Origin of the sequence: Aneurinibacillus terranovensis DSM 18919, from assembly GCF_000430625.1 — a bacterium.
Classification (GTDB): domain Bacteria; phylum Bacillota; class Bacilli; order Aneurinibacillales; family Aneurinibacillaceae; genus Aneurinibacillus_B; species Aneurinibacillus_B terranovensis.
Genome location: NZ_AUMJ01000017.1, coordinates 91,898 through 102,399, shown reverse-complemented (window position 1 = coordinate 102,399; position 10,502 = coordinate 91,898). Strand labels below are relative to the sequence as shown.

General features: G+C 45.6%; 10 protein-coding genes, 1 pseudogene and 1 riboswitch. Of the genes and pseudogenes, 7 read left to right on the top strand and 4 right to left on the bottom strand.

Annotation, left to right across the window (positions count from 1 at the left end; genetic code table 11):
• Positions 1–204: 204 nt before the first annotated feature.
• The 3 genes and pseudogenes from cshA (at position 205) to mnmL (ending at position 2,872) form a co-directional block, all read left to right on the top strand.
• Positions 205–1,686, top strand: coding sequence for a degradosome RNA helicase CshA (gene cshA / locus H525_RS0104250; protein ID WP_035099891.1), 1,482 nt, complete (start codon positions 205–207; stop codon positions 1,684–1,686).
• Positions 1,687–1,773: 87 nt separating this feature from the next.
• A pseudogene (locus H525_RS26970) lies at positions 1,774–1,878 on the top strand (DUF441 family protein); the annotation flags it as partial.
• Positions 1,879–1,906: 28 nt separating this feature from the next.
• A complete protein-coding gene (gene mnmL, locus H525_RS0104240) occupies positions 1,907–2,872 on the top strand; it encodes a tRNA modification radical SAM protein MnmL/YtqA (RefSeq protein ID WP_027415167.1) in 966 nt (321 codons plus the stop codon).
• An 83-nt stretch (positions 2,873–2,955) separates the two neighbouring features.
• On the opposite strand, the gene H525_RS0104235 is transcribed toward mnmL, so the two are convergent.
• Positions 2,956–3,474, bottom strand: a complete 519-nt coding sequence (locus H525_RS0104235; RefSeq protein WP_027415166.1) for a PCYCGC motif-containing (lipo)protein — start codon at positions 3,472–3,474, stop codon at positions 2,956–2,958.
• Positions 3,475–3,487: 13 nt separating this feature from the next.
• On the bottom strand, positions 3,488–3,844 hold the full coding sequence (locus H525_RS0104230; protein ID WP_027415165.1) for a hypothetical protein: 357 nt from the start codon (positions 3,842–3,844) through the stop codon (positions 3,488–3,490).
• A gap of 251 nt (positions 3,845–4,095) precedes the next feature.
• Between H525_RS0104230 and tatA the strand changes: the two genes are divergently transcribed.
• Together tatA and H525_RS0104220 are read left to right on the top strand one after the other, a co-directional pair.
• Positions 4,096–4,281 carry a twin-arginine translocase TatA/TatE family subunit gene (gene tatA / locus H525_RS0104225; RefSeq protein WP_027415164.1) on the top strand — a complete coding sequence of 62 codons (186 nt, stop codon included), beginning with the start codon at positions 4,096–4,098 and terminating at the stop codon, positions 4,279–4,281.
• Positions 4,282–4,583: 302 nt separating this feature from the next.
• Positions 4,584–5,816: an MFS transporter gene (locus H525_RS0104220; RefSeq protein WP_027415163.1), complete on the top strand. Its 1,233-nt coding sequence runs from the start codon at positions 4,584–4,586 to the stop codon at positions 5,814–5,816.
• A gap of 7 nt (positions 5,817–5,823) precedes the next feature.
• Here the strand turns inward: H525_RS0104220 and H525_RS0104215 are convergent, their stop codons facing one another.
• The gene (locus H525_RS0104215; protein WP_027415162.1) at positions 5,824–6,582 is read right to left on the bottom strand and encodes a DUF3109 family protein; all 759 of its coding nucleotides are present in this window, start codon (positions 6,580–6,582) and stop codon (positions 5,824–5,826) included.
• Positions 6,583–6,758: 176 nt separating this feature from the next.
• On the opposite strand from H525_RS0104215, the gene cimA reads away from it, so the two are divergent.
• Positions 6,759–8,387 (top strand): citramalate synthase, encoded by a 1,629-nt coding sequence (gene cimA / locus H525_RS0104210; RefSeq protein WP_027415161.1) that lies wholly within the window; start codon positions 6,759–6,761, stop codon positions 8,385–8,387.
• A 77-nt stretch (positions 8,388–8,464) separates the two neighbouring features.
• Here the strand turns inward: cimA and H525_RS29305 are convergent, their stop codons facing one another.
• A complete protein-coding gene (locus tag H525_RS29305; RefSeq protein ID WP_425387648.1) occupies positions 8,465–8,626 on the bottom strand; it encodes a DUF3973 domain-containing protein in 162 nt (53 codons plus the stop codon).
• Positions 8,627–8,748: 122 nt separating this feature from the next.
• A riboswitch (cyclic di-GMP riboswitch) is annotated at positions 8,749–8,834 on the bottom strand.
• A gap of 194 nt (positions 8,835–9,028) precedes the next feature.
• On the opposite strand from H525_RS29305, the gene H525_RS22785 reads away from it, so the two are divergent.
• A complete protein-coding gene (locus tag H525_RS22785; RefSeq protein ID WP_051330793.1) occupies positions 9,029–10,405 on the top strand; it encodes a DEAD/DEAH box helicase in 1,377 nt (458 codons plus the stop codon).
• The last annotated feature ends 97 nt before the right edge of the window (positions 10,406–10,502 follow it).

Here is a 10,502-nt window from a genome sequence, read left to right as displayed (position 1 = left end):
AAATAAAAGGATTAATGGGTTCTAACGAACCAAAAAAGCATTTTTTCCCGTAGATTTCATTGGTTCCGTACAGAAATTGAGCACATCGCAAATAGCTCTATAAAGTTTTTTCTATATATTTTTACCAAAAAGGGGTATACTATTGTAATGCCATGGAATTAAATTATAATTATAGGAAAATGCTGTATCATAAAAGGAGAATAAATATTGGCTACATTTAATGAATTTGGTTTAAAGCATCAATTAACACGCGCAATTAGCGATATGGGGTTTGAAGAAGCGACCCCCATCCAGGAGAAAACCATTCCGCTTGCATTGCAGGGATTTGACATAATCGGACAGGCTCAGACGGGAACAGGGAAAACGGCGGCATTCGGGATTCCGATTGTTGAAAAAGTCGATCCGGAAAATCCGGTGGTTCAAGTGCTTGCTATGGCTCCCACACGAGAGCTCGCGATTCAAGTTGCGGAAGAGCTAAGTAAGCTGGGCAGTAACAGTGGGATTAAAGTCCTTCCGGTATACGGCGGACAGGAGATTAGCCGGCAAATCCGGGCTTTGAAACAGCGCCCACAGGTTATTGTTGGAACGCCGGGACGCCTGCTTGATCATATTCGCCGAAAAACGCTCCGTTTAAATTATGTATCGATGGTTGTGCTTGATGAAGCGGATGAGATGCTGGATATGGGTTTTGTGGAAGATATTGAAACGATTCTTACTGAAATCCCCGAAGAACGCCAGACGCTGTTCTTTTCGGCTACCATGCCTCCGGCTATCCGGCGTTTGACGGAGAAATTCCTGAAGAATCCCCAGCACGTTTCTATTCAAGCGAAAGAGCTGACCGTTTCTAACATTCAACAGTACTATATGGAATTACAGGAGCGTCAAAAATTTGACGTACTGTGCCGATTGCTTGATATTGACTCACCGGAACTGGCCATTATTTTCGGACGCACCAAACGGCGGGTGGATGAATTAAATGATGCATTGAATAAGCGAGGGTACATTTCCGAGGGAATTCATGGCGATTTAAGCCAGCGCCAGCGCGATGTCGCCATGCGTAAATTCCGGGAAGGCCAGTTGGAAGTCCTTGTTGCTACAGACGTAGCGGCGCGGGGACTTGATGTCAGTGGTGTTACGCATGTGTACAACTTCGACATTCCGCAGGATCCGGAGAGCTACGTTCACCGCATTGGCCGTACCGGACGGGCGGGAAAGACAGGATCAGCCATCACGTTTGTCACACCTCGTGAGATGGAGCATAAAAAAATTATAGAGCAGCTGACGAAGAAAAAAATGGATCGCCGGGCGATTCCCACCAACGTTGAAGCACTGGAAGGCAAGCAGCGGTTAGCTCTGGATAAATTAATTGAAGCCGTTCGGGAAGGGCAGCTTGGCGATTACAAAAATTTAGCGGAAGAAGTTCTCGATGAGTACGATTCCATTTCCCTTGTGGCCGCTGCGCTTAAACTCATGACGAAGAAGAGCAGCGATGTAGATATCAAGTTGACAGCTGAAGCACCATTGCGCACGAAAAAAATCAAGCGCAAAGATGGTGGACGCGGCGGAAATCGTGGAACTGAATCCCGAGACCGTGGAAGGGACAAAGGAAGCTATGGAAAGCGCGAGCGCAGTAAAAACGATAATGATTTTAAAAATAAAGACCGCAAACGCAAAAAAAAGATATAGGTAGAAATAGAGGACATGAACTCTTTATAGAGGATCTGTCCTTTTTCATTTTCAGATAAGGAGGAGAAAATGGATACGTATCTGATTCTTACGGTAATCATTATCCTTGGGGTGGTATTTTTCCGTGGCGTTCCGGTAGGGCCTCTCATTGCCGCTGGTATACTTACACTGTTTGCGGGCATGTTCAAGTAAGGTATACTGGAGGCTGGAGGTTGTAAAAATGAATAAAGTAGACTTATTGTCAAATACAGAGGGCCCGCTTTTATGGGGGGATAAACGCTATCACACGTGGAATTATCACCTGCGCCAACGGTTTGGCGAAAAGGTGTTTAAGGTGATGCTGGATGCGGGATTTACGTGTCCCAACCGGGATGGCTCAGTGGCCATTGGAGGGTGTACGTTTTGCAGTGCACGCGGCTCGGGTGATTTTGCCGGTTGGCGCCGCGATGATCTTATTACCCAATTCAATGAAGTTAAAGGCCGGCAGCATCAGAAATGGCCGGATGCGAAATACATCGGCTACTTCCAGGCGTACAGCAATACGTATGCGCCTGTGGATGTCCTGCGGGATTGTTATGAAACCATTCTGCAGCAGGAAGGCGTGGTCGGCCTTTCCATCGCCACACGCCCTGATTGTTTGCCCGACGATGTGGTCGAATATTTGGCAGAGTTAAATGAAAGAACGTATCTCTGGGTTGAACTCGGGCTGCAGACGATCCATGAATCCACCTCTGAGCTTATTAACCGTGCCCATGACACAAAATGCTACCTGGACGCTGTGGAAAAGATGAGAAAACATAACATCCGTATTTGTTCCCACATCATTTTCGGCTTACCGGGTGAAACGGAAGAGATGATGATGGACACAGTAAGAGCCGTTGCGAAAATGGATGTCCAAGGCATTAAAATTCACCTGCTGCATCTGCTCAAGAAGACGCCGATGGTGAAACAATATGAGGCAGGGCTGCTCACGTTCCTGGAAAAAGACCAATATGTTCGGCTTATTGTCGACGCCCTTGAACAGCTCCCTCCGGAAATGATTGTCCACCGCCTCACCGGCGACGGCCCCCCGGATTTGTTAATCGGCCCCATGTGGAGCCGCAAAAAATGGGAAGTGTTGAATGCGATTGACGACGAGTTGAGAAGACGAAATACGTGGCAGGGGAAAAAGGCGGTCCGCGCGTAAGCGGGTCGTCTTATTTTCTCCTGTAACAATATGGGGTACGAACGTAAACCCTAGAATCGGTGCGGTAATGGAATGGGCCATTTTTACAATGCCGGCATCGGTGTCGGAGTAGGTTTCGCATAGCCTTCTTTGTATTCAGTGTCCACTTGTTTGCGAATATCAAGCAGGCTGTGGCCCTCTTTGCGAAGCATGATAGCTTCCATCGCGATGTTCTGACATGTACCGCAGGTGATCCCGTGGGAATCCCAGACAATTTTTCCGTCAGGCTTAATTTCGTGGACAAAGCAGTCCAGATTATTCTTGTGCCCTACGCTCTCACCACAGCCGCAGTAACAGGGCATATTCTTGAGTATGCCCGGATTGGCAGCGGCCGTTTGGTAAACGGTAGCGATCTGCGGATCGACAGATTTTAAAAATGAAGGCAATCGTTGGGGCCCTGCTGTTGTCTCCAGTGTATCTCCTCCATGCTGCGTGTCCATATTCTGCCCGGATGGATTTGCCTGCTGGCTGTCCTGTTGTGCCGTGCATCCAGTCAGACTGACCGAAAGCAATAGCAGGCAGGTAATGCCAATATAAAACGGTTTAAAAAAACGTTTTCTCATTCGTTATTCCACCTTACTCGAAACGTTTGACGAACGCGTTCCATTCGTCTTCGGTTTCCGTATTTATCATTTCATCATAAATCTCTATAAGCCATTCGTCTGTGTCTTTTGGTTCCGCTGCCGATTCTCCTGTCATGATGGCGGCCGCTTGATTCATTTCTCTCCAATTTTTTTGGTAAAGAGGAAGAATGTCAACCATTGCTTCACTGAACAACTTTTTCTCAACAAGCGGGTTCCGCTCGGTTCGTTCCTCATAAATGGCAATATACTCTTCCTGGGTGCTGGGTGCCCAGGCATGCGGCAGCGGCTCCCCGGTAAAAATCGCATGTCTCGCTTTATTAAGTAAATGGCGTATCTCTTCCGCTGTCACCCGGAGGCCTCCTAACATATCGTCCTAATGAACAGTAATTCTTTAAGGTTCTCGTGAATAACTATTATAGTAGCTTATTAATATTTATATAGTAGCTTATTTTGAAAGCAGGTGCGAATCTTTTTAAGCCAATCCTGAAGTGGCATACGAAACTGTAAAAAATTCGTGACATTTGTCTGTTTTTTAGTTTCATGTGCGTGAGTAAATGATTTATAATAATTGCAGGGAACGGTTGCAAAGGGGAGAGTGTAATGTTTTCAAATATCGGAGCATCGGGATTAATACTTATTTTGATTATCGCGCTTGTTGTATTTGGCCCTAAAAAGCTGCCGGAAATCGGCCGTGCTTTTGGACAAACACTGAAGGAATTTAAAAAATCCGCCCGTGACTTATCGGAAGATATCGTGGAAGAAGAGAAAAAGCCGCAAATAAAGTAAATGAATGTATCAAAAAAGAGGACATCGTGTGAAGTTCTCTTTTTTCATGCAATAAACGTAGTGGAGCAAATTTAAATTGCGAGTAGGGAACGGGACAAGTACGGCTTTCTCGCTCGCAATTTTTTTTACGAGAAAAGGATAGATATTTCACAAAAAATGTTATATACTATATTTATTCTAGTAGATGCGGCTCAATCAATGATTCTTCTAAGACTAATTAATGATTCGGAGTTCCCTTACACATGAGTGTCAGGGTTTTTTGTGTTTCTTTATAGATTACGAAGGAGTGGATGTAATACCCTATGGAAGTTTGGAAAAGAAATCTGTATATTTTATGGTTCGCAGAGTTCATTGTGCTGGCGGCTATGAGTCTGGTTGTTCCTTTTCTGCCTTTGTATCTCTCATTGGATCTCGGGATGCATGATCAAGCTTCTATACAGCGGTGGACGGGTTTGATTTTTGGTGCGAATTTTTTAACGGCCTTTATTTTTTCACCGATCTGGGGGAAAATCGCAGATAAATCAGGACGTAAAATGATGCTTATCCGCTCCGGTATAGGTATGGCGGTTGTCACACTATTAATGGGGCTTGTTACTTCACCTGTGCAGCTGCTGGCTTTACGCTTATTAAATGGAGTGATATCCGGCTTCGTGCCGGCAGCCATCGCGCTTGTATCAACGAATACGCCAAAAGAAAAAATTGGTTATTCGCTCGGTATTCTCCAGTCGGGATCGGTTGCCGGGTCGATTCTTGGGCCGCTTATGGGTGGATTATTTGCGGAATGGATGAGTTTCCGGCACATATTCATCGTGACCGGTGTACTGCTTTTTATCGCTTCCATGCTGGTTATTGTGGCGGTAAAAGAAATAAATAAACCGCAGCCGAAAGAGCAAACAGCACAGGTGGAAGTACAGGCGGAAAGTGACTTTAGCAGAATCATTCATATTTCGCCCCTTCCTTCCCTGTTTATTACAGGGTTTCTCATTCAATTCGGCATGATGAGTACCAACCCTTTTATGACGGTCTATGTTCAGGAACTGTGGCACAGTTCAAACTTTATCTCTTTGATGGCGGGAATTGTTATATCGTCTTCGGGAATCGCGACGATGATTTTTTCTCCGCTGCTTGGCAAATGGAGTGACCGAATCGGCGCTAAATACGTCCTGCTGTTTAGCCTGCTTGGCGCGGCCGTATTTTTTATTCCACAGGGGATGGTCAATGATGTGTGGACACTCATGGTCTTTCGTTTTCTACTTGGAATGTGCATAGGTGGACTTCTGCCGTCCGTTAACGCCTTAATCCAGCAGTATGCGCCGGCGGGAATGGAGAGCCGTACATTCGGCTACAGCAATAGCGCGCTTTTTCTGGGAAATCTGCTGGGTCCGGTCATAGGCGGAATATTGAGTGGAACCATCGGGCTTAACAGCATGTTTCTGCTAGCGGGGACGCTTTTCTTAGTCAACACCATCTGGGTCAAAATCAGGTTGCACCCGCATGAGACGCCCCGCACATTACTAAAGCATATGCGTATGTAACCCGGTACTATAAGCGGCCGCCTTTTTTCGCATACAGACGCTCTTCCACTTCCCGTACGACTTTTTCTCCCCAGTAGCTGATTAACAGCTCACGCCCCCATTCCCAGGCGGGGATATATCCCTCCTCCGCAAAATAGTGGCCAGATGTGTTCTCCGGTCGCTGTTTCGCGTTGACACAGGAATAATGAGAGCGATAGTAATCGCCCCACCGGCTGAAACACTCAGTCTCAGCAGTAAGAGCGGTTATCAAAATAGCATCGTTATATTCGATGATTTCAAGGGGGAACAACGAACAGCTAAATGGTTTAAGCTTCGCCGGATCCATACGATTCTCAAGCGCATACCTGTGTATAGCGCAGATATGCTGCCCCTCTTCTTTGATTAGAAACAGGCAATTCCTATCGTACATCCGAATCGAAGGATAGTAGTTTGTGTTGGCTGTTTTTTCGAAGAGCCCTTTTTGTTTTGCGTACAATACCCGGTCACTTGTGGTGTGCTTTTTTAAGATAGGAAGGGCGTGTTTGTTAAATAGGGCAAGATTCTCGCCTTCCATCGAATATGGCTGCCCGCCTTCACAGCAGTTATGCCCGTGGACAATATGACAGTTGAAACAATCGAGATTCACCGGCGTCAACACCGCTTCATCGATTAAATACGGCGCATAGCGATGAATCGTTTTATCCAGATGGCGATCGATATAATCGCGTAACGCCATTTCATCTTCCCAGAGTAATCGTTCAGGTGTTCCGTAATAAAGGCTGCTCATTTTAAAGCCTGCTTTCCTGACCAAGTTTTTTCTATATCATAGCATACGCAATAATTATACACATAGGGTATAGATAGTCCTAAAACGGTGTGGTATACTTTACTGAAAAAAAACTTTGGAATTCTGAATAATATAAATTGGAGAACGAGAGATTGAAAAGCGGAGGGGTTGCGAACATGAGGACGCAAATATGCATATACGATACAACGCTTCGTGATGGAACGCAGGGGGAAGGAGTTAGCTTATCGGTAGACGACAAGCTTAAAATCGCTAAAAAATTAGACTCCATTGGTGTCCATTATATTGAAGGCGGTTGGCCTGGAAGTAATCCGAAAGATATGGAATTTTTTATGCGGGCGAAGGAACTTTCACTTACACACGCCAAAATCACGGCGTTTGGCAGCACACGGCGATTCGGCATTACGGCTGAAGCCGACGAGAATCTCCGGATGATTATTGAGAGTGGGGTAAAAGCCGTAGCAATCTTCGGGAAGAGCTGGGATTTTCACGTGACCGAAGCTCTTGGTACCACATTAGAAGAAAATTTGGATATGATTTACGATTCCGTGCGTTTTTTAAAACAGAACGGACTGGAAGTCATTTACGATGCGGAACATTTCTTCGACGGTTACAAAAATAATCCCGAGTATGCGTTTGCCACGATTCAGAAGGCCTCCGAAGCAGGAGCGGATTGGATAACCTTATGCGATACGAACGGTGGCTCCTTACCCAGCGATATTTTACAAATCGTGACGAGGGTTTGCCGGGAACTGGCGACACCTATTGGAATACACTGCCACAATGATAGTGAACTTGCCGTAGCGAATTCGCTTTCTGCGGTAACGGCGGGAGCTACCCAGGTTCAGGGAACGATAAACGGGTTTGGGGAGCGCTGCGGAAACGCGAACCTGGTGTCCGTCATACCTAATCTGCAATTAAAAATGGGGTATTTATGTGTAACGGAAGCCCAGTTAAAGCAGCTGACCAATACATCCCGTTATGTGTATGAAATGGCAAATATCGTGCCGCCAAACTCTCAACCGTTCGTTGGCATAAGCTCATTTGCCCATAAAGGTGGGATGCATGTCAGCGCGATTTTAAAGGCTCCGGAGACATACGAACATATTCAGCCGGAAGTGGTGGGAAATCACCGTCGGGTGCTTGTATCCGAGCTTGCCGGACAGAGTAACGTTCTGTTTAAAGCGAAGCAGTTAGACATAGAGCTGGATAAGAACAATCCAAGAAGCAAGAATATTATTCAGAAGATTAAAGAACTGGAACACCAGGGATATCAATATGAAGGGGCGGAGGCATCTTTTGAACTGCTGCTGCGCCAGGGACTTAACGAATATGTAGAAATTTTTACGGTAGAGTCTTTCAAAATCCTCATGGAGCAGATCGGGGAGACAGAGACGAGAACAGAAGCAACCGTTAAGCTCCGTGTTCAGGGACAAATTGTTCATACCGTAGCGGAAGGAAACGGGCCGGTTAACGCGCTTGATAATGCCCTTCGTAAAGCGCTGGAGTCATTCTTCCCCGCTATCCGTGAAATGTATTTGGCCGATTATAAAGTACGTGTGCTCAGTGAGCAAGATGCGACAGCTTCCAAAGTTCGGGTGTTAATCGAGTCAACGGATGGAAAAGACAGCTGGAGTACCGTTGGCGTGTCCGCGAACGTGATCCAGGCAAGCTGGGAAGCGTTGCTGGACAGTATACGTTATGTGTTGATGAAGCGTTATGAGGAAGTGAATGTGGACGCATTAGAAGCAGCTGACACGGAACGCCAGGGCATACTAAATCACTAATCTTTTCCGAAAATAATAAACACCGGCACAAATGAGGAAACTTTGTGCCGGTGTTTTTGTTTTTACATGTATCCCTTCTATCCATTGGAAACCGCTTTCAATGCGGCGTGGTTTGATTCACACTGGCACATGCCTAAAGGGAATTTCTCGTGGCTCGGTAAGGTCATAAATCCGGTGAGGAAAATTCTCACAGATGAAGATTTTTCGTGAAGCATTTGACAATTAATACAGTAATACATCAAGCTAACCAGCCTCCCATAGAAGTATATTTGTTTTATATGATTTTGATTTATTGATAATAAATAAGGCTATTCCTCATGGGGAATAGCCTTTGGGTTCAGGTTATATAATAACCAGGCTATTCGGCAGCCCGGCCGTCCTAGTTTATCCAACCTTAGACCCGTGGCTTTGCGTCCCCATCTTTCAATGAGTTTGCTAGTATCGTAGCTCTAAAAAGATATGTTACTTTCTATTCATATAATAATAGAATTCAAACTATTTGTAAACTTAAATCATAGTTATACAAAGTTAAATTCAATTGATAAGGTGAATTCTTTTCCTTTTCTTTATGGTAGAACTGCCATAATTCGGGTACAATACAAATAGTGTGCTTTTTTATGCACTGAGAAAGGAAGAAAGAAATGAATTCTTTTAATGAATTTAACTTAAAACCTGAAATTATGCGGGGAATTGCTGATTTGTATTATAAAAAACCGACACCGATTCAACAGGAGGCCATCCCGCTTGCTCTTGAAGGAAAAGACCTTATTGGGCAGGCACAGACGGGAACCGGAAAAACTGCAGCGTTTGTTATTCCGCTGCTCCAAACAATCGAACCCGAAAAGAAAGACATACAGGGCTTAATTATGACGCCGACACGTGAACTGGCGATCCAGATTACCGAAGATATTAAGGAGCTTGGTAAGCATATGAATATAAATGTGCTGTCTCTGCATGGGGGACAGGATATTATGCGGCAGATTAACAAGCTGACCGGCAGCATTCATATTGTGGTGGGAACACCGGGCCGAATTTTAGACCACCTGCGCCGTGAGACTTTGCATTTTGGACGCATCAAAACCCTTGTGCTGGATGAGGCGGATAAAATGCTGGAGATGGGCTTTCTTCAAGAGGTGGAGGAAGTTTTCATCCAGACCGCCCAGAAGAAACAGGTTCTTTTGTTTTCTGCGACCATTCCCGACGATGTTCGCAAACTCGCGCATCGTTTTATGAATCAGCCGCAGATCATTCGGATTGAAAAGAAACAGATTACGGCGGTTAACACAAAAGAATCCTATTACGTCGTTAACCAGAGTGACAAGGTGGACGTGCTGCTGCGGCTTATTAAGGAAGCACGCCCTTACCTTGCTGTTATTTTTGCTAATACTAAGCAGCGGGTCAACGAACTCGTTCGCCAGCTGCAAATGAACGGACTGGATGCTCAGGCGTTGCATGGTGATTTAAGCCAAAAAAAGCGTGAACAGATTATGGATCAATTCCGCCAGGCAAAGTTTCAGTATCTTGTAGCCACCGATATTGCAGCTCGCGGGCTTGACGTAGAGGGGATTACCCATGTTTTTAATTACGATATGCCCTCAGACGTAGAAAGCTACATCCACCGTGTGGGCCGCACCGGCCGTGCCGGACAGCAGGGGGAAGCCATTTCTCTCGTATCCCCGCGCCAGAAAATGATTTTTAATCGTATTTCTAAAGCGATCAGCGGAGGCGCAGAAGAAAAATTTCTTGGTGGGGCAAAACGCTCACCCCGGCAGCGGAAGCTCAGGGAGCGGGCAGGTAGGAAAATCGTTGAAGAAAGAGATATTACTCAAAAGGCTGAAAGCAGTGAACGAACACAAGCGGCGTCTGCTAAGGAAAAGCCGTCTCCAGGCCGTGCCCACGCTAAAAAGGAAGCTGTTAAACCCGGGTATAAGAAAAAACAGCGGCTGGAAAAAGCAAAACAACTGCGCCAGGAACGCAGAAAGGCCATTTCTGAATCTTACCGAAAGCGTAAAAAGTAAACATAAAAAACGCGCAGTACCCCTTGCTCTTTGTACGAAAGCAAGGGGGTTATTTACGATTTCGCACATTGTTTTGTAATATATCATCTATTTAATA

Excerpts from the sequence above, each read along its gene's own strand:
- mnmL (WP_027415167.1), top strand. The coding sequence starts at position 1,907 with ATGAATAAAGTAGACTTATTGTCAAATACAGAGGGCCCGCTTTTATGG.
- H525_RS0104235 (WP_027415166.1), bottom strand. The coding sequence starts at position 3,474 with ATGAGAAAACGTTTTTTTAAACCGTTTTATATTGGCATTACCTGCCTG.
- tatA (WP_027415164.1), top strand. The coding sequence starts at position 4,096 with ATGTTTTCAAATATCGGAGCATCGGGATTAATACTTATTTTGATTATC.
- H525_RS0104220 (WP_027415163.1), top strand. The coding sequence starts at position 4,584 with ATGGAAGTTTGGAAAAGAAATCTGTATATTTTATGGTTCGCAGAGTTC.
- H525_RS0104215 (WP_027415162.1), bottom strand. The coding sequence starts at position 6,582 with ATGAGCAGCCTTTATTACGGAACACCTGAACGATTACTCTGGGAAGAT.
- cimA (WP_027415161.1), top strand. The coding sequence starts at position 6,759 with ATGAGGACGCAAATATGCATATACGATACAACGCTTCGTGATGGAACG.
- H525_RS29305 (WP_425387648.1), bottom strand. The coding sequence starts at position 8,626 with ATGTATTACTGTATTAATTGTCAAATGCTTCACGAAAAATCTTCATCT.
- H525_RS22785 (WP_051330793.1), top strand. The coding sequence starts at position 9,029 with ATGAATTCTTTTAATGAATTTAACTTAAAACCTGAAATTATGCGGGGA.